Below are 19,924 nucleotides of genomic sequence, written 5' to 3'. Positions count from 1 at the left end.
TCCTAGTACCTGCTTTAGCGCTTGTACCGCCCCTTACAATAGCCAGTGCCTATAAAAACAAAGAAGGACAGACCAACGGCCCGTCCCTCTTCCACAACCAAAACACCTAAAAAATAATCTTTCTGATGAAGCTACTCACAACTATCAGGCCAAACCATTGAAAAGATTAGCTTCGATAGTATTACCTCACCTCTTTTTCAACAAAAAAATAGTCTCCTGGGATCAATCCAGGAGACTATTTTTTTACAAAAAGTAAAACTAATAGTAGGAGCCCTTCAACTCTATTCTTTCACTACCCGGCTCACAATGCGAGAATCCGCTACGTCAACCGTAATTAGGTACACGCCAGGAGCTATACCTGGCAAATCGAGCTGGGGCTGGTTGGCTCCCACCCGCACTTGCACAGGCTTGGTGGCCACGGTGCGCCCTAGCAGATCGGCAACCTTCACGGTAGCTATACCAGCTGCCCGCGACTCGAAAGAAAGTGTAATGGCATCCTTGAAGGGGTTGGGATAGTAGCCAAACGTTTCGGCTACAAGAGCGGCGGGCTGATTGCTAAGCACGACACTCAGGTCGCGAGCCCCGCGGAACACTTGGCCCCTGATTTCGCCGCCCGGGTACATTGCCGTGTGAATGTTGGCGTAGATACTGTCGCGCCGAAATTGCAGGGCGCGCCGGGCCGTGAAGTTAGCTGTAGTATTGGGAGCCGCATTGCCAGTAGGCTGCCAGAAACCCTGAGCCGAGATGGCCGCGCCACCAGTTGGGGTGTAGAAAGGGCTTAGATCAAATATCACCGGGCCCGCCTGATTGCGCAGACCGCTATGGAAGTGTCCGCCCGTAACGGGGCCACTCAACCCGCCCCATGCCAAACTGAAGTGCACATTGCTTTGGTCGCGGTCCATGCTCACGAAGCCAGAACCATAGGCCGTACTCGGATTGGGCGTAGGTCGTTCCTGCGAACCATTCATTGAAATAGTATAGCCCTCACGCGCCAGCCGGTATACTTGCCCTCTAATCTCGCCGTTGGGGTTAGCAGCAGTTGTATAGACAAGATTGGCGCCGCCGAGCAAAAACAGATTCACTGCAGCCGCGTTGAGCCCTGTTACGGCTATAGACACAAAATTGGGGGTGGTAGCATTTAATGGTACAGTCAGAAGCGCAGCACCTGGATTAGCTACCCCCGCATTCGCCGCAAACAGCTGAAGGCCAGTAGGAGCACTGCTCAGTCCGGTGTGCCCTATTAGTACATTCAACGTATCGAGTGTAGCGTTGAGTTGGAGTACGGCTACCCCTTTGCCTGTTGCAGTACCTGCGGGTACCAGTTGGGCAGCATCAAGACGGGCATCATGACTGATAAAGCGGGGCTGCCGGAACAATTGTCCCCGTATCTCGCCACTAGGATTAGCCGCCGTATGGACGTTGATATAGATTTGCCCGGCCAGCATAGCCGCAACTATGGCCGGTGTAGGAGCAACTTCCCCTTCTATAACATTGCCACTGATATAGGGCATCAAATCCAACACCACAGGGCCAGCCACCCCAGGTGCCCCTTGGTGAAAGTGCGCCATCGTGATGGGGCCGCTCAGACCAGCTATTACCACTCTAAACTTAAGTTTGTCCTGCGCCTGCGCCAGATTAAACGTACCCAAACCGGCACCATTGGTAGTCACGGGCGGTACTTCCTGCGTGCCCGAAAGCACGGCCACAAATTCCTCGTCCTTTTCCAGTTCAATCTGCCCCCGGATTTCGCCGCCTGGGTTGGCAGCCGTGTGCACGTTCAAGTAGTAACCGCCCCGTAAGTAGCGGTCCAGCTTACCCCGGTCGATGTCGGCGCCGGTAAGATACCCCTGGATGCGGTTGCCTCGAATAAAACGAAACAGATCAGTTACGACCGGCCCCGCTACTCCCCTAAAGCCGAGGTGCGTATGCGCCATTGTAATCGGGCCGCTTAAGCCACTAAAAGAGCCCGAGATGAATAGCGTGTCCCGCGTAGGGTTCAGCGTGAAACTGACTGCCCCGCGAGCTGCCGTTGGCACGGCTGGTACTTCCTGGGCTCCATCCAAAGTAGAGCCTAACAGCAAATGAGCCCGTAAATGATCGGCTCGGGAACTGACGCTGAGTAGCAAGATCAACAAGCCTGTCAGCAGATGCGTAAGTTTTTGTCCCATAGGTAGCTTACAAGAGATTTGGTGGAAATGAAACTACATAGTAGTACTGTTACAGACGAGTTTTGTTCTGTTATATAAGTATATAAAAATGTATGCAGGTTTTGTGCAGTTATTAAGTGCTCCGTCGCGCATAGCGTACTTTGCAGCTTTGGCCTGTTGGCCTTTTCCTTCACCTTATTTCCAGTAACAGCATGGAAGCTCCCAATCCTGACTTCATGCGCGAAGCTATTCGCCTTTCCATCGAGAAAATGCAGGCCGGCTACGGCGGCCCATTCGGGGCAGTTGTCGTGAAGAACGGCGTTATCATTGCGCGCGGATTCAACCAAGTAACCAGTACCAACGATCCTACCTGCCACGCCGAAGTTGATGCCATTCGAAAAGCATGTGCCGCACTCGGCAGCTTCCAGCTCGATGAGTGCGACTTGTACACTTCCTGCGAACCCTGCCCTATGTGCTTAGGCGCCATCTACTGGGCCCGGCCACGTCGCGTGTTCTATGGCAACACCAAACAAGATGCCGCAGCCGTCGGCTTCGACGATCAATTTATCTACGATGAAATAGAAAAACCCCTCGAACAGCGTCATATAGTTATGACGGAATTGCTACGCGAAGAGGCAGCAGCTGGCTTCCAAGCTTGGGAAGCTCAAGAAAGCAAAAATAAATACTAAGAATATTACAATAATATCTAGCCTCTCATCAACATGACTAACAGTATTGTTGGCGAGAGGCTTTTTGTATCATAACACCTCATACATGAATTCAAGTGGTTTTTACATTGTAAATAGCACAAATTGATTGTCTTTTTTTGTTTTATTAACTTTTTTCATCGAATTGAATGTTATTGACAGATAAATAACAAAGTGCAATTGTCTTAGCTCAATAAGGCCACTATATTTGTTTTGAGACCTAGCATGTTAAGGTCTGTAACCGGGCAGAAGTTGATTGATTATGTTGGATAGCGTCCCCCTAGGTTTAGGCCTGAATTACCACTTAAGTAACTACCACAATCTGTACTAAATGAAAACACTTTACATTCCATTCAGCCAGATGCGAACTTGGTTGAGATCTTCTAGTAAGGCGTCATTACCGGCAGCATTGCTACTAGTCTTAGCGCAGAATGCTGATGCGCAAGACACATTTCCCAGGTTTGAAAACTTTACGACTAACACGGCCGCCAAATTTACACTAGGAGGCGCACCTACCAGCGCTCGATTGACGGGAACGACCGCCACTAGCTCAGATGGTTTCCTGCGGCTTACAGATGCAACGCAGAACCAGTCGGGCTATGTTATTGACCAACTGTCCTTCCCAGCTCCAAAAGGGTTTAGCGTATCGTTCGAGTTTTTCTCATACGGCGGTACAGGAGCGGACGGGTTTTCAGTGTTTTTGATCGACGCAGATAAAACTACAGCTTCGACCTTCACCTCTGGTGCTTCGGGTGGCTCACTTGGATATGCACAAAAGACTGTTGATCCTATCAGCAACGGTGTTCCAAATGGCTATATAGGTATAGGTATTGATGAATTCGGCAACTTTGCCAACCCAACAGAAGGGCGCGTTGGAGGGCCAGGTTCCAGACCTGACGCTATTTCTGTGCGTGGACCCGGCAATGGTCGGGGTGCCACCGATTATCAATATCTAGGCGGCAGCGGTTCATTGCCATTTAGCTTAGACGTACCAACTCGAGTTACAGACCCGAAGAACGCTAATTATCGGCGAGCGTATATTGATGTTGTACCTCAAGGTACTGCCCCTAATATCACCTACAAAATCACGGTGCGTATTCAACACGGTACCGAGATAACGAAGGCCATTGATAATTTGACCGTTGCGACTCCGCCCGATCGACTACGCATTGGATTTGCTGGCTCCACAGGTGGTAGCACCAACATTCACGAAATTCGTAATCTAGCCATTGTGCAAGCACCTATTGCCAATGACGATTTAGCTGGAACAATTTACAATCAGCCTGTCACACTAAATGTCCTCAACAATGACATATTCTATGGCACTGATTTCAAGCCAGGCTCGGTTGACTTAGATATCTCTACTGCTGGCGTTCAATCAACATATACCGTAACAGGAAAAGGCACTTTCTCAGCCACTGCTGATGGGTTAGTCACTTTTACGCCTAGCGGTACTTTTGCTGGTGTAGTGACTCTCCCCTACCTCATGCAGGACTTGGCTGGGTCTACCAACGTGCCGCAATATTTTTCTAACCCAGGCACTATCACCATCATTGTAGAGGGAGCCGATATATCTACGACAATAAGCGGGCCAACTTCAGCTAACCCTGGCTCACGCATCACTTATACAGTAAATACTTCTAACCTTGGCACTCAGGCAGCTACGAACGTAAAACCAACACTTCAACTTGCCCCAAACTTACCAACTGCTAGCGTAAGTGTAACGAACGGAACCTACAACGCAAGCAATGGCTTAGTGACATTCGATGCCATTGCGAACCTAGCGAGCGGTGATGCCAACCCAACAGTAAACTCAGTTAGCATTATTGCACCTGATAACGGCAACGTGACGGGCACCACCAGCTACGTGACGACTGCTCCCGCCGTTCCTGATCCTGTAGCTACAAATAACACAGCTACGATTACCACTGTCATTACTGGTATCAAAAATGCAGCAGGAGTTTGTGCCACTCCCGGCAAAGATGGTCCTGCTACACTTGACGGTACAACTACGCCTAATACCTATTACCCCGGTACTGCGTCAGCCGCTATAGGTGCAACTAGCATTTTAGTTGGCACCGCTGCAGGCAGTACCACGCCTATAGTCGCTGGCGACTTATTGTTAGTTATGCAGATGCAAGGCGCAGAAATTAGCACTACCAACGGTACTGCCTACGGTGCTGGAACAAACACAGGAAGTGGAAGCCTTGGCACCAACTACACAGCAGGAACATACGAATATGTTACTGCTGCAGGCCCTGTGGCAAATGGCGCAGTGCCTCTAACAATGGGACTCGTAAATGCATACACGAATGCCGGTATGACGGCTACTGTTGGGGTACGTCGCTTCCAAGTGATTCGCGTACCGCAGTACTCCTCACTTTCAGTCACAGGAGTTGTATCTGGAGCAGCATGGAATGGGGAAACTGGTGGTATACTAGCACTGGATGTAGCCGGGGAAACCTCTTTTACAAGTGGCTCACTAAACATGACCGGTAAAGGCTTCCGTGGCGGTGGAGGTAAACTCTATACGGGCATAAGCGGGTACGTCAATACAGACCGCGTTAGAACTGCCACTGCTGGACCTAGTGGAGCCCATGCATCCAAAGGAGAAGGTATAGTGGGAACCCCTCTATTCGTGAACAATGATGGCGTTGTTCTGACTAACACTGCCGAAAACTATCCTAGTGGCAGCCTAGGGCAAGGAGCTCCTGGAAACGCCGGCGGAGGCGGTTCAGATGGCACGCCCGATTCAAATACACGCAATACAGGCGGTGGTGGCGGTGCTAACGGCGGTGCTGGAGGTATTGGCGGAGAATACAATGGAAGCAACAGTTCTTATGGCGGAAGAGGGGGCGCTGCCATCAATTCTGCTTCGGCAAGCCGCCTGACCTTGGGCGGCGGCGGCGGCGCCGGCACTAATAATAATACGATCAATAATGCCAATACTAGCAGTGGTGGCGATGGTGGGGGCATCATTATCTTCCGAACCGGATCGGTTACTGGCACTGCATCCATCGTAACTGACGGAGAAGCGGGTAAGAGCCCTTCTGCAAACGACGATGCCGCCGGTGGCGGCGGCGCTGGAGGCACGGTGTTAGTAGCTGTTCAATCGACTGGTATCAGCAATATTAGAGTGCAAGCGAATGGCGGTAAAGGCGGTAATTCAACCAGTAGCTCTAATTCGACGCAATATGGCAACGGTGGCGGCGGCGGCGGCGGTCAAGCATATGCCAACGGTACTGTGGGGAGCTCGAGTCTGGCTGGCGGTACCAACGGTGATGCTATTACTGCTAATGGAAGCACTGCGGTCAATGGCGCTACCTCAGGAGCAACGGCCACAATCACAAATGCAACCATTCCGCAGGCAGTTGCCAGTGTAGGAGCTTGCCTGCCTACATTCGACGTTGAACTATCAACTTCTACGCGCAATGTGGCCCGCCAAGCTAATAGATCAGTGAGTCCTGCTACCTATACACTCCTAGTAACTAATCTAGGTGGGTCAGCAAGTTCTGTAAGTTCTCTAGTATCGTTAACCGCTAATATATTCGCCTATGATCCGGCCTTCACACCAGTAGCAACGCTACAATTGGCTGATGAAACAGGAAACACAGGCAATAAGACAGCAGCCACTAACTTGACCGTTACTGCACCAACTACTGCTACTAGTACCCCATCTTTTGGTATTGGTTCTATTCCGGCAGGTGCTACTGTAAGCATCACTTTCCGTGCTACAGTTGCTAGCACAGCTATTGATGGCTTTGCTTACCAAGCCGATGCCACAGTAACTTATCTCGATCCTACTCGCACTAACACTCAAAGAGTAGGCCCAGGCAGCCCTTATGCTTCGGGAGGTGCAACAGCAGGCGGTTCCAATTATGGAGCTAGCAGCAGCAGCAGAGAGGATGTAATAGTTGCTCGTCCACTGCCTGTAGAGCTGAAGCGCTTTGAGGTGGCCGCCAAAGGCTTGAACGCTGAGTTGACCTGGGCTACGGCCAGCGAACTACAGAACGACCACTTCAACATCGAGCGTAGCTTGGATGGGCAGAACTTCGAGCGGATCAATGTTGTGAAGGGCCAGGGTACAAGCGCCCACGAAACTGCATACCGCTTCACTGATGCTGGCGCTGGTCGTTTGTCGCTGAAGCCGATTTACTATCGCCTACAGCAGGTGGACCTCGATGGCAGCAGCAGCTACTCGCCAATCCGTGTCGTGAAGTTTGAGCGTGGGTTGAAGGCAGCTATTGCCCTCTATCCTAACCCGCACCAAGGAACTGCTACGCTCGACCTAACTGCCTTGTCTTCACTTGACTCGCAGGTTGAGGTAATGGATATCTCGGGCCGCGTGGTGGGCAAGTTCCAGTTACTTGGTGGTCTTCAGCATCCGCTCGACTTGAATGCTCTTCCACTTGGCTCTTACCTGATTCGGGTGCGTAACGCTGAAACAGTTGTTACCCTGCCAATGGTGCGCAACTAGCGTTTCCGAGGTTCTTCAGTGAAGCTGGCCGCCGCAGAATTCTGCGGCGGCCAGTTTGCTTTATAAGGTTTGGCAAATCAGTTTCTAGCAAACAGAAAGGCCCGGACGTATAATACGTCCGGGCCTTTCTGTTTACTGGAGGCTAAAGACTAGAACTTACCGCCGCCTTTACCCATGCCGCCCATCATGCGGGCCATTTGCTGCATACCGCCTTTAGTTTGGCTCATCTTGTTCATGGTGCGCATCATCTTGCGCATATCCTCGAACTGTTTCATCAGGTTATTCACCTGCTGAATATCAGTACCCGAACCCTTGGCGAGGCGCTTACGGCGTGAGCCGTTGAGCACATCCGGGTTGGCGCGCTCATGAGGCGTCATGCTCTTGATAATGCTTTCAATTGGCTTGAAGGCATCGTCATCGATATCCACGTCCTTGATGGCTTTGCTCATGCCGGGTATCATGCCTACCAGATCCTTCAGGTTACCCATCTTCTTAATTTGCTCGAGCTGCGAGAGGAAATCGTCGAAGTTGAACTGGTTTTTGCGAATTTTTTGGTTGATGCGCTTGGCTTCGTCTTCGTCGAACTGCTGCTGTGCGCGCTCTACCAACGAAATAACGTCGCCCATACCCAGGATGCGCTGGGCCATCCGGTCTGGATAGAACATATCCAGTGCCTCCATTTTCTCGCCCGTCGAGATGAACTTGATGGGCTTCTCCACTACGGCTCGGATACTGAGGGCGGCACCGCCGCGGGCATCACCATCGAGCTTGGTAAGTACTACGCCGTCGAAGTTGAGACGGTCGTTGAAGGTCTTGGCGGTGTTTACTGCGTCCTGACCCGTCATCGAATCCACCACAAACAGCGTCTCCGAGGGATTGATGGCGCGCTTAACCGACTCAATTTCCGTCATCATTTGCTCGTCCACGGCCAAGCGGCCGGCGGTGTCGATGATGACTACTTTCTTGTTGTTCTTGCGGGCGTACTCGATGGCATTGCGCGAAATTTCCACCGGGTTTTTGTTCTCGATTTCGGCGTACACTTCCACTCCAATCTGCTCGCCGAGCACTTGCAGCTGATTGATAGCCGCCGGACGGTACACGTCGCAGGCTACGAGCAGCACGGTGCGGTTCTGCTTTTTGATGAACGAGGCCAGCTTGCCCGCAAACGTGGTTTTGCCCGAACCCTGCAAACCTGAAAGCAGTACGACAGCCGGATCACCTTTGATAACGATATCCTTCTTGTCGCCGCCCATGAGCAGCGTTAGCTCATCATAAACGATTTTGGTCATGAGCTGGCCCGGCGACACGGCTGTCAGCACGTCGCGGCCCATGGCCTCATCTTTGATCTTGTCGGTGACTTCTTTGGCCACCTTATAGTTTACGTCGGCATCAACGAGGGCGCGGCGGATTTCCTTGATGGTGGAAGCCACGTTGATTTCGGTGATGCTGCCTTGACCCTTGAGGGTTTTAAAGGCTTTATCGAGTTTGGTACTTAGGTTATCAAACATTGAATCGCTGATTTGCGCTGATTTACTTGATTTCGCTAATTAAAACGGCTTCTGTCACCTAGCCGGATAAGGGCCCTAGCAAGAGCACTATCTACTTTGGTTGATCCAGACGCGAATACAAAGCGCGCCAGAGGCTATTTTGGTTGCGGCTTACTTCGTCTCAACTTCCTTACAACCTAGCGGATATTAGAAATTTCATCTAACCGGAAGAGCGTAGAGCTTTTCTACCCTCACAGGGGCTGCAGAAGAATGGAGGCGAATTCAGCCTTCAAAAGTAACCAGAAAACCCCAAAAGGCCGCGTCTGTGTACCTTCGTGCATCTTCCCGCTATTTGCTTGCCTTGTGTCTGCTGCCCGTCCGCTCCGTTTGCTTGTTATTACCTACTACTGGCCGCCTTCCGGGGGCGCAGGCGTGCAACGAAGCTTGAAGTTTGTGAAACACCTGCCCGCCCTCGGGGTGGAGCCTACCGTGATTACCGTGGACCCAGCGCAGGGAGCCTACCCGGTGCTGGATCATTCCTTGGCCGCCGAGGTGCCCGCCAGCGTCCGGGTGATTCGGACCGGCACGTCCGAGCCGTTTGGGAGCTACAAGAAACTGACGGGGCGCGCCCAAATTCCATACGGAGGGTTTGCCAACGAAAGCAAAACCAGCTTGACGCAACAGCTCTTCAAATTTGTACGCGGCAACTTGTTTATTCCGGATGCGCGGCGTGGCTGGAACTCACATGCGCTGCAAGCAGTAGCCGAGTTGTTGGCACAGGGCGAAACCTTTGATGCCGTGCTTACTAGCTCGCCTCCTCACTCCACACAGCTGATTGGGCTTGAGCTGAAACGCCGCTACGGTTTGCGCTGGCTGGCTGACTTGCGCGACCCTTGGACCGATATTTATTACCGCTCCGAACTAAATCAAACCGCACCGGCCCGTTGGCTGGACGCCCGCTATGAGCGGCAGGTACTCGAACAGGCCGACATCGTACTCACCACCAGCGCCGACACGAAACGGCTGTTCCTAGGCAAATCAGCGAAGCTCAAAGACAGTAAGTTTCATGTGCTGCCTAACGGCTACGATGAAAGTGACTTCAAGCTTGCCTCCTCCCCTCCTACCGATGCGTTACTCATCACGCACACCGGCACTATTTCCGAAACCTACCACATTGAGCTATTCCTGGGTGCCGTGGCCGAGTGTATTCGCCGCCACCCTGATGTGCCACTACGGCTGCGCTTTGTAGGCAAGGTGGCCGAGGGAGTGCAACGGCAAATAAGAGAGTGTGGCCTCTCCGAAACAGCTGAATTGTTGGCCTTTGTGCCGCACGACCAATCAGTAGAGTACTTGCTACGCTCTACTGTCTTGCTGATGGCTATTCCGGATGTGTCGCACAACTTCGGCATTCTACCCGGCAAAGTGTTTGAGTACCTGGCTGCCAACAAGCCAATTATCTGTATAGGTCCCACTGGTTCCGATGCCGACCATCTGCTGCAAGAATGTGGTGCGGGCCGTGCTTGGCCTTACGACGCCTACGAGGCTATGCTCGAGTATCTGGAAACACTGGTAATGCAGTGGCGCGTCAATCCTAACCTAGACCTGCCAGCCCTCAGTCACTCCCGTTATTCGCGGCGGGCTTTGACCGAACAATTAGTATCACTTTTAGTGTAGTTAAGTACCAGAAGCTGTGCTAGAGAAAGATGGGAGCAAGCCCTGCTTTGCTTTTCAAGTCCCGCCAGCTTTCTGCACTCCTTAAGTAAGCGTACCTTTGCCACCCCATTTTGCCCGTGGTGCTGTAGCGCTTTACTTGCTCCCGCCTATTACCTCACTCCCATTCCCTAATGGCCCTCGATCTAACTAATAAATCTATTCTGGTTACCGGTGGTACCGGTTCGTTCGGCAAGCAGTTCGTGCAAACCGTGTTCGAGAAGTTTCCGCAGGTCCGGCGCTTGGTGGTGTATTCGCGTGATGAGCTGAAGCAGTACGAAATGTCGCAGACCTTTCCGCAGTCCAAGTACCCTGCCATCCGTTACTTCATTGGCGACGTGCGGGACGGGGAACGGTTGAAGCGGGCCTGCGAAGGTGTCGATATTATTGTGCACGCCGCGGCTCTGAAGCAGGTTCCTGCCGCCGAATACAACCCCATGGAGTGCATCAAGACCAACATCTTCGGTGCGGAAAACGTGATAAATGCCGCTTTCGACTGCGGTGTAAAGGACGTAGTAGCGCTAAGTACCGACAAGGCTGCTGCTCCCATCAACCTCTACGGCGCCACCAAGCTTTGCTCCGATAAGCTGTTTGTGGCCGCCAACAACATGAAAGGTGCCCGGGATTTGCGTTTTTCCGTGGTTCGTTACGGCAACGTAATTGGCTCGCGCGGATCGGTAGTGCCCTTCTTTTTGCAGCGCCGCCATTCCGGCGTGCTGCCCATCACGCACCCCGACATGACCCGCTTCAACATTTCGTTGGAAGAAGGCGTGAACCTAGTGCTCTATGCGCTGGAAAATGCTTGGGGCGGCGAGATTTTCGTACCGAAGATTCCGAGCTACAAAATAACGGAAGTAGCCCAGGCCATCGGTCCAAATTGCGAGCAAGAAATTGTGGGAATCCGGCCCGGCGAGAAGCTGCACGAGGAGATGATTACGTCGACCGACGCGCTAAGCACTGTAGAACTAGATAAGTACTACGTGATTCTCCCCTCTACCCCCCAATGGAGCGTTGACAAATTCATCGAGAAATTCGATGGGCAGCGCGTGCCGCTAGGCTTCCACTATGACTCCGCCAACAACAGTGACTGGTTGTCGGCGGACGAAATTCGAGAAGAAATTCGCCTACATGTCGACCCTGATTTCACGGTTTAGATTCCTTTGTTGTCAACCGTGTACGCAGGTGACGCCTAGCAGACCTTTGCTCTAGAGCTGTGTCGCGAGCTGCACTTTCTTGCTCTTACTTATTATCTCCCTTCCTTTTCTGCATGATCATCCAGAATTTCGATTCCGCCCAGGCCATTACCTACGAAAACGGGTTCTACCTCACCAGCGACATCACGCGACTAGCGAAGGCGATGGGCCACTTCGAAATCTACCGGATGATTACCCACCTGCCCGGGCAGGTAGTGGAATGCGGCGTATTTAAGGCAACATCACTGGTGCGTTGGGCTACCTTCCGAGAACTACTCGAAAGCCCTTTTTCCCGCCGCGTTATTGGTTTCGATATATTCGGCTCTTTTCCCCGCCACGATGATGAAGCCGACAACGCGTTTGCTGCCCGCCACGATGATGTAGCCGGGCAGGGCCTAAGCATGGAGCAGGTTCAGGCAGTGCTAACCCACAAAGGCATTCGCAACGTAGAGTTGATACCTGGCGACGTGATAGAAACTGTACCGGCCTACGTGGCGGCTCATCCAGAACTGCGCGTTGCGCTGCTGCACATCGATGTAGATGTGTATAAGCCAAGCAAAGTGGCACTCGATGCACTCTATGACATAGTAGTGCCTGGGGGACTCATTGTGTTTGATGATTACGGTACAGTGGCCGGCGAAACCCGCGCTGTGGATGAGTTGTTGCTCCAACACGGGCTTACGCTGCAGAAGCTTCCTTACACGCACACGCCTAGCTTTATTCGGAAGCCGGCGGCCTCCGGTTCTTCTCTATGAAAACCTACCACAAGCACCTAGAATCCACGCTGGCTGCTGGCGAAACCGTTAGTCTGACGCGCCGGCCTGTTTTCCGCTCGTCGGCTATCTTTCCGGTGCTGCACAATGTGCATTATTCCAGCCGGGTGCTGTTTATGGGGTACTGGCTGCTCAAGCGCCACATTCCTGAAGTACAGATGCTGGTGACGTTGCGCGCGCAGAATGGCACCATCTTGCTGCGCAAAAGCTTGCTTATCACTGAGCCCAAAGCCTTTGCACTACGCGTTGGCGATTTGCTAGCTGAAACCAACACCCCGGACACGAGCGAATTTACCGGCTCACTGGAGCTGGAAATTTTTGCTACGCGCGACCTGGTTTATCCCTATCCAGCGTTTGTGCTGAATTACTTCAGCGACACCTTTATGGCGACCGTTCACACCACGGGTCGGGTGTACAACGACATCGAGGACTTGCAGGAGAACGAGGATATTCAAGTGCCGGAATGCGGGTTCGACATCTTGTCGGGAGCTGCGTACGCCCCGTTTTTCGCGTTTGTAAACGGAGTTTATGCCTACGAGCAACAACTCGTGCGCTGGACCATCGTCGACGAGCACAACCACGCCACCCAAGGCGAATTCAAGTTGTGCGACGTGCAACCCTACGGCACCTACTTCATCAACCTGCGCGACTATATCGACCTAGACACCATCCTGCAGGGCCAGAAAGGTACCATTAAGATTCACCATAATTTCCGGGGTTTCTTTCCGCGCTTCGTCGCTGGCAACTTCGAATTGGAGCGTCATGCCCTCAGCATCACGCATACTTACTACGACAGTTCGGCCGTCAGCGACGCCGGGGCTTATTGGGGCAATACCGACGAGCGGTTTCACGACAGCGCCGTATTTGCGCCCCTCTTTTTGGAAGAAGGCGAGTACACGCAATTGGTGTTCTATCCTATCTACTCCCCTTCCGCCTTCGGCATCGACCTGGAATTCTACGACACCAATGGCCAGCGCATAGGCACCGTTCAGAACTGGCGTCACCTGGAAACCTCGCCGGATCAGTTCTTTACCTTGAACTTCAACGACGTTATCAACGAGAATTTCTCGCTGGAGCAGGCTCGTCAGTTACGTGGCGTTAACATTATCAAGCACTGGCCCAACCGGGAGCGTATCCCAACCCGCCTTAAGTTCGGACTGAACGTTGGGCGCCAGCAGCGCCCGATGAATCTGCCAACGAATGTGTGTTTCAACTCGCAGGTAGCCAACGCCAAACTCCTAACTAAACCCGGTACGTTTAAGTGGAGCCCCATTCTCGATGGTGAACATTCGGTGGTAATTATCCTGAACGGTTCCCCTGTAAAAGAGTACGCCACACCTGCTAACCTAGACCTCACCTTCTACCGCGAAGCCGACAACCAAACTCTCAGCCGTACCGCCCAAGTAGCCCCTTTCGGTCAGCTCCGCATCGACATGAACACAGACCAGGAGCTAGCTAGCTTCCTCGATGGCCAGCCCGGTTGGGTTACCATTCAGGCCGACAATCCATTCGTGACTTCGTGGTATTTCGATTTCAATGAAAGCGGCGCGGTTGGAGGTGACCATGCATTTTAGGTATAGCTTGAATAAAGTTCTATAAGTTAAAAAGAGAGGCCATTGCTGTAGCAACGGCCTCTCTTTTTAACTTATAGTTTGTGTTTTAAACGCCACCAAATTGCTATAGCATCCTTTCCTACCCCAGAATATTATTCAATAACAAGCTTCTTGCTGAGGAGGCCAGATTCAGTGCTAATCTGTAGGGTATATAATCCTTTGGGAATGGTTGTCAATTTGACAGCAGTACCTTCTTCGCCTTTAGAAACCTGAACCATTTGTTGAAATACTTGCTGACCTAAAGCATCGAATAGAGTGACTTCTGATGACTGCTTGGACAAGTTTTTCGGCAAACGTACCCAAACAACATCTTGCGCCGGGTTGGGATACACTGTCACTTGTTCCGCTAGCTTCCGCGAAGCAGTAGACAAAGGTTGAGTCGCAAATGCGTTAGGGAAGTTGGGCAGGCCTACTTGGCATATACCACCTACAGAAAGGTAGCTACTTGAGTAGTTTGCTCCTGAGCCAAGTGCATTAGGATTTGCAATGGCACCTATACTGCTGCTCTGGTGCTGAGACACGTAAATACGCCCATCAGGACCAAGTAGCAACGCACTGGTAGGATATGAAGAATATCCAATGTTCTGACGAGTGGACGCTGGGTTTGGGCTTGCTAGATTGTATTGGTAGACGCCACTTGATAAATCAGTTGTGTAAAGTTTCGTGTTATCAGGTGAGAAAGCCACTCCATACGTCCTGGCGTAGGTATCACCTGTATATAGCCGACGGGCGTTTGTTACCTGACCAGTCGCATTATTAAAATCGAATAATTCCAGCCCAGCATCTCGAACTGCTACGCCAAGTAAGCTTCCATCAGTCGAGGCCTTCATATAACCCACTGCATTCGCATTTCCATAGTCTCCGCCCCCACCTTGGTGTATGGAACCAACCCGGCTAACAACAGGTGTATTCGAAATACCAGTTGAACTTACTAGGAAAGCAAAGAACCCGTTACCCAACCATTCATGCACCATTACCCAAGTGTCGCGGCCGTTAGCGTGCCGTATCGCAGTTAGCTTTTCTGTTAGTTTGCCGCTGGCAGAGGGCGTAGCAACAGTCCTATTGAATGGCTGAATAATTCCGCCTAATCCATTTTGCAACTGCATATCAACAAGCGAATAATTCAGTCCACCAACAAGCAAATTGTCGCATGCATCTACACTAAATAAGTAATACAGGCTGTTACTACCAGGCACAGGCACAATGAGAGCTCCTTGGGTAGTAGAGGTGTGTCCTGACAAAGTAGAGCTACCGAGCATTGATGAATGGTTTCGATTCCAAACACCTACGCTATTTGTGTAAAACAATAGACCGCCATTGGCGTCTGATATTGTAGCACAAGCTTCGTAGCTATTTAACTGCCCTGCCCCTGTAGCCACAGGAGTAGCACCTTGAAAGGTAAGGCCGCCCCGATTACCGAAAAACCAATTCTGTGTTTCACGCTGTGCATAGGCGGTGAGACTAAACAAACAACTCAATAGGGTAAGAGTCTTTCTCATAGAGATTTTATGATTATGAATTTATAACACCCTAAGTATTTAATTATTTTGATACATAGTAGAATGTTATATAAGCAAATGTAGGACTATTAATACTGCGCATCCAAATATCAAATCAGGCCCGAGCTTCTACATTTGTAGAAATAGCTACACTCATGAACTACCTTTTTCCAGCTCAACCTATTCCTTACGGGCGTCAGCATATTACCGAAGCCGACATACAAGCAGTTGTGGAAGCCCTTCATGCCGATTTTCTTACGCAAGGACCTCGTGTAGCAGAATTTGAGAAGCAATTTGCCGCTTATGTGGGAGCCACTTATGCTGTTGCCGTCAGCAATGGAACGGCTGCGTTGCATCTATGTGCGTTGGCCCTAAATGTACAACCTGGTCAACGCGTTATTACCACTCCTATCACCTTTGCCGCCTCAGCCAACTGTGTTCGTTATTGCGGCGGCGAAGTGCATTTTGTTGATATTGACCCGGCTACAGCACTTATAGATTTAAAAGCTGTACGACGGTTGCTGGAAAGCCAACCTCAAGGGCATTTCCATGGTTTAATTCCTGTTGATTTTGCGGGGCTACCGGTTAATTTAGAAGAAGCCCGGGCTTTAGCAGATGAGTTCAATCTTTGGATTATCGAAGATTCTTGCCATGCACCAGGTGGTTTCTTTACTGATTCTGCAGGTGAAGAACAACGCTGTGGCAATGGTCAATATGCTGACCTTGCTATCTTCAGCTTCCACCCCGTTAAGCACATTGCTACCGGCGAAGGCGGCATGATCACCACCAATCGGGAAGAGCTGTATCAAGAACTGCTAAAGTTACGTACCCACGGCATAACAAAAGACCCTGCCCAGATGCAGCGCCACGATGGTGGATGGTACATGGAGATGCAGGAATTAGGGTATAACTACCGAATGCCCGATATGCTCTGCGCGCTTGGTATTAGCCAGCTCCAGCGTGCCGATGAGGGACTAGCTCGCCGCCGCCAACTGGCAATGCAATATGATGTGGCCTTTGCTGACTTAAGTGATGTTCAGCCGTTAAGCAGCGCAATAGGACATGCTTACCACCTATATGTAATTCAGGTGAAAGAACGTAAAAACCTTTACGACTACCTGCGCACCAAAGAAATATTCGCTCAAGTGCATTACATTCCGGTACACACAATGCCATACTATCAGCGTTTTGGTTGGCAAGAAGGCGACTTTCCGCTAGCTGAAAACTATTACGCTCATTGTTTGAGTATACCGCTTTTCCCCTCACTTTCTGATGAGGAACAGCAGTACGTTATTGCCTGCATTCGGGAATTTTATCATGCATAAGACAAAGATTGGCATCATCACGCAGGCTCGGATGGGTAGTACACGTCTACCAGGCAAAGTGCTACGCACAATTCAGGGTATTTCAATTCTTGAATACCACGTCCGCCGACTCCAAGCAAGTAAACTGCCAATATATATCGCTACTACTACTCTTCCGGAAGATGATGCCATAGTGGACTTGGCTCATCAATTAGGTTTACACTGCTTTCGGGGTGACGTAGAAGATGTATTAAGACGATACTACGATACTGCTACTCACTTCAACCTGGACGTGGTTGTGCGAGTTACGTCAGACTGCCCGCTGCTTGACGGTCATTTGATTCGGGCCGAAGTAGATCACTATCTAGCGGCCTCTGATCCAAATTTATACCTCTCCAATGGCCTCATTCGCACTTTCCCACGGGGACTTGACTTCGAAGTGTTTTCTTACGCACTCTTAGCTGAAGCGCAAGAACATGCTACTAGCAACTCTGACCGAGAGCATGTAACGCCCTATATACATCAAAACAGATCCGGGCATATACATTTTGCGCATGCAGTCCGGGAACCAGATGCCAGCCGTTTTCGAGTAACACTCGATACACCGGAGGATTTTCAGCTGCTTCAAGTTTTACTTGAACAGTATCAAGCTGATACTTTATCAGCGGAGAAGTTGATAGAAGTGCTAGAGAACCATCCGGAAATAACCGCAATCAACGCTCAAATTGAGCAAAAGAAATACGACTTCTCTTAAGCGGAAGGCGGACAACCAGCACCATTGCCTCTCATTGTAATTCTTCATGCGGATTATTTTCCGAGCAGACGGAAATGCCCAAATTGGGTTAGGTCATATCGTGCGCTCATTAGCTCTTACTAGTATTGTACGGCAAATTGCACCTTGCTTCTTTGTGGTTCATAGCCCGACGATAACCGTGAAGAAGCTCTTACAAGAAGCTGATGTAACACTTATTAAGATGCCGATAACTCTATCTGCTTACTCAGATGCTGAAGCAGATTACATAGCCAATACTGTAGTTAAGGCAAACGATATTGTTGTACTGGATGGCTACCACTTCCACTTTACATATCAGAAAATTATAAAGAGTAGCGGCTGTAGCTTGGTCTGTATTGACGATTTGCACACGGCTCCCTTTGCAGCTGACCTTATTATTAATCACTCACCAGGCGTAGAAGAGAGCAACTATACTGCTCTGCCTACTACTCGCTACTGCTTAGGACCTGCGTTTTCTTTACTACGCACCCCATTTTTAGAGCACGCGCAATTACCAACTGCGGTTCCGGTTCCAATTACTAATGCTTTACTCTGTTTTGGAGGAGCTGACCCTCAACAATTTACTACCCGCGTACTAACAGCACTGTTAACAATTCCAACTATTCAACAAGTGGGAGTAGTTCTTGGCGGGGCATTCGCTCATGAAGAAACTCTTTTCAACATGACAGCCGAACAACCGCCTGGCCGCGTTAATATTCATCGGAATATCTCAGCTGAGGAATTTGCCACGCTGTTTTTGGGGTATCAAATTACAGTTTGTCCGGCCAGTACAGTATTAATTGAAAGTTTGGTACTTGGTTGTGCCGCTATTACAGGATACTACGTGGACAATCAACGCCGGCTAGCTGACTACGTACATGCGCATAAGCAAGCCTTTTCGTTGGGCGACTTAACTCGATTAAGCGACTCTGAATTGCCTGTAGCAATAGAGCGTGGACTGCATTTTCACCAAGCAATGTTGCGTTTGCCTTACGTAAGAAAGATGGCTCATGCGCAACTACAAGCAGAGTTTGAGAAGTTAGCTCAGCACTAAAACGCTTTTCAGACTAATGCCTAGCTACTGTCTATACTGCAGGAGCCGTCTTGTTTATGGTTGAGGACGGTGAAATAGCTAGGTTGCATCACCTTCTGTGTTAATCCTTGTTTTTAGTAAGCATGTCTTCCACCGATATTCTTCGCCCCTTATTTCCTGATGACCTTGAAATGGTTCGAACTTGGCGCAACTCCGAAGCAGTGGCCCAATATATGTACAGCGACGAGCCCATCTCGGAAGCGCAACAGCAAGCTTGGTTTAAAAGTGTTAGCCAAGACCAGTCAAAACAATATTGGGTTATCGCCTATCAAGGCCGTGATGTCGGTGTAGCCAATCTGTATGCTATAAACCGGACTTCTAACTCTTGTTACTGGGCATTCTACATCGCCGACCAAAATATGCGAGGAACTGGAGTCGGAGCTAAGGTGGAAATGGCTGTATTAGAGTATGTCTTTGAGACACTTAAGCTTAACAAGCTACTTTGCGAAGTCTTTGTCGATAATGACAAGGTCATAACTATGCACGAAAAGTTTGGCTTTCGGCGCGAATCTTATTTCCGGGAACACATCCGCAAAAAAGGCACCTACAAAGATGTTGTTGGCTTAGCACTGTTGAAACGCGAGTGGAGTCAGCTGCGTGATACTTTACGTGCAAAAATCTATCGCTCATAACTCTCTTCTTTATTATGCATCTATCAATAGGCGACAGCGCTAGTCTGCAAAAAGTTATGCTCGATGAGGATCTACAACTTTTTGCAAAATTATCACTGGACACCAACCCTATTCATTCAGATGAACAGTTTGCTTCGCAGACCCGATTTGGGCGGCGTATTTGTCCTGGAATGCTATATAGTTCGTTGATCAGCGCAGTAATTGGCACTAAGCTTCCAGGGCCTGGTACTATCTATGTAAAGCAAACGTTGCGGTTCTTAAAACCGGTTTTTATCAATGATGAAGTCACAGCTATAGTTAGTGTAGCTAAAATATTACCATCTAAGCAAATGGCTATACTTTCAACTAAATGTTTCAATCAGCATCAGGTTGCCGTGATTAGCGGAGAAGCGGTAGTACTATTACCTAATCAAGCTTAAGATTTGGCTTATAACCATTCATAACTGGGAGAGAGCCATACCGAAGCGCTGTATCTGTAGCAGTGCTTAATGGCGCATTCAACGAGTCCTTCGTTTCT

Annotated in this window: 14 protein-coding genes; 11 read left to right on the top strand and 3 right to left on the bottom strand. The window is 50.2% G+C overall.

Going from position 1 to position 19,924, the window contains the following annotated elements:
- Window positions 1-281: 281 nt before the first annotated feature.
- The gene (locus P1X16_RS07125) at window positions 282-2,168 is read right to left on the bottom strand and encodes a CHRD domain-containing protein (RefSeq protein ID WP_277227257.1); all 1,887 of its coding nucleotides are present in this window, start codon (window positions 2,166-2,168) and stop codon (window positions 282-284) included.
- Between the two features lie 191 nt (window positions 2,169-2,359).
- On the opposite strand from P1X16_RS07125, the gene P1X16_RS07120 reads away from it, so the two are divergent.
- On the top strand, window positions 2,360-2,836 hold the full coding sequence (locus tag P1X16_RS07120; RefSeq protein ID WP_277227256.1) for a nucleoside deaminase: 477 nt from the start codon (window positions 2,360-2,362) through the stop codon (window positions 2,834-2,836).
- A gap of 349 nt (window positions 2,837-3,185) precedes the next feature.
- Window positions 3,186-7,331 (top strand): T9SS type A sorting domain-containing protein, encoded by a 4,146-nt coding sequence (locus tag P1X16_RS07115; protein WP_277227255.1) that lies wholly within the window; start codon window positions 3,186-3,188, stop codon window positions 7,329-7,331.
- A gap of 149 nt (window positions 7,332-7,480) precedes the next feature.
- Here the strand turns inward: P1X16_RS07115 and ffh are convergent, their stop codons facing one another.
- Window positions 7,481-8,839: a signal recognition particle protein gene (gene ffh / locus P1X16_RS07110; protein ID WP_277227254.1), complete on the bottom strand. Its 1,359-nt coding sequence runs from the start codon at window positions 8,837-8,839 to the stop codon at window positions 7,481-7,483.
- Window positions 8,840-9,181: 342 nt separating this feature from the next.
- On the opposite strand from ffh, the gene P1X16_RS07105 reads away from it, so the two are divergent.
- From P1X16_RS07105 to P1X16_RS07090, 4 genes are all read left to right on the top strand, one after another.
- On the top strand, window positions 9,182-10,492 hold the full coding sequence (locus P1X16_RS07105) for a glycosyltransferase family 4 protein (protein ID WP_277227253.1): 1,311 nt from the start codon (window positions 9,182-9,184) through the stop codon (window positions 10,490-10,492).
- Between the two features lie 170 nt (window positions 10,493-10,662).
- Window positions 10,663-11,682 (top strand): UDP-N-acetylglucosamine 4,6-dehydratase (inverting), encoded by a 1,020-nt coding sequence (pseB, locus tag P1X16_RS07100; RefSeq protein WP_277227252.1) that lies wholly within the window; start codon window positions 10,663-10,665, stop codon window positions 11,680-11,682.
- A gap of 113 nt (window positions 11,683-11,795) precedes the next feature.
- On the top strand, window positions 11,796-12,476 hold the full coding sequence (locus tag P1X16_RS07095; protein WP_277227251.1) for a TylF/MycF/NovP-related O-methyltransferase: 681 nt from the start codon (window positions 11,796-11,798) through the stop codon (window positions 12,474-12,476).
- Complete coding sequence (locus P1X16_RS07090) at window positions 12,473-14,068, top strand: hypothetical protein (protein ID WP_277227250.1); 1,596 nt, start codon at window positions 12,473-12,475, stop codon at window positions 14,066-14,068. The genes P1X16_RS07095 and P1X16_RS07090 overlap by 4 nt, the downstream gene beginning before the upstream one ends.
- 131 nt (window positions 14,069-14,199) lie before the next feature.
- Here P1X16_RS07090 and P1X16_RS07085 read toward each other — a convergent pair whose 3' ends face one another.
- Entirely contained in the window at window positions 14,200-15,606 is a 1,407-nt protein-coding gene (locus P1X16_RS07085) for a T9SS type A sorting domain-containing protein (RefSeq protein ID WP_277227249.1), read from the bottom strand.
- A gap of 155 nt (window positions 15,607-15,761) precedes the next feature.
- On the opposite strand from P1X16_RS07085, the gene pseC reads away from it, so the two are divergent.
- The 5 genes from pseC (at window position 15,762) to P1X16_RS07060 (ending at window position 19,826) form a co-directional block, all read left to right on the top strand.
- Entirely contained in the window at window positions 15,762-16,931 is a 1,170-nt protein-coding gene (gene pseC, locus P1X16_RS07080) for a UDP-4-amino-4,6-dideoxy-N-acetyl-beta-L-altrosamine transaminase (protein WP_277227248.1), read from the top strand.
- Window positions 16,924-17,664 carry a glycosyltransferase family protein gene (locus tag P1X16_RS07075; protein ID WP_277227247.1) on the top strand — a complete coding sequence of 247 codons (741 nt, stop codon included), beginning with the start codon at window positions 16,924-16,926 and terminating at the stop codon, window positions 17,662-17,664. Before pseC ends, P1X16_RS07075 begins: the two co-directional genes overlap by 8 nt.
- A gap of 46 nt (window positions 17,665-17,710) precedes the next feature.
- A complete protein-coding gene (gene pseG / locus P1X16_RS07070) occupies window positions 17,711-18,736 on the top strand; it encodes a UDP-2,4-diacetamido-2,4,6-trideoxy-beta-L-altropyranose hydrolase (protein ID WP_277227246.1) in 1,026 nt (341 codons plus the stop codon).
- 122 nt (window positions 18,737-18,858) lie between these two features.
- On the top strand, window positions 18,859-19,407 hold the full coding sequence (gene pseH, locus P1X16_RS07065) for a UDP-4-amino-4,6-dideoxy-N-acetyl-beta-L-altrosamine N-acetyltransferase (RefSeq protein ID WP_277227245.1): 549 nt from the start codon (window positions 18,859-18,861) through the stop codon (window positions 19,405-19,407).
- A 14-nt stretch (window positions 19,408-19,421) separates the two neighbouring features.
- A complete protein-coding gene (locus P1X16_RS07060) occupies window positions 19,422-19,826 on the top strand; it encodes a MaoC family dehydratase (protein ID WP_277227244.1) in 405 nt (134 codons plus the stop codon).
- The last annotated feature ends 98 nt before the right edge of the window (window positions 19,827-19,924 follow it).

It is taken from the genome of Hymenobacter sp. YC55 (genome assembly GCF_029433095.1).
Lineage (GTDB): Bacteria > Bacteroidota > Bacteroidia > Cytophagales > Hymenobacteraceae > Hymenobacter.
Note: the sequence above shows the minus strand (reverse complement) of the source record. Positions and strands in the feature narration are given on the sequence as shown.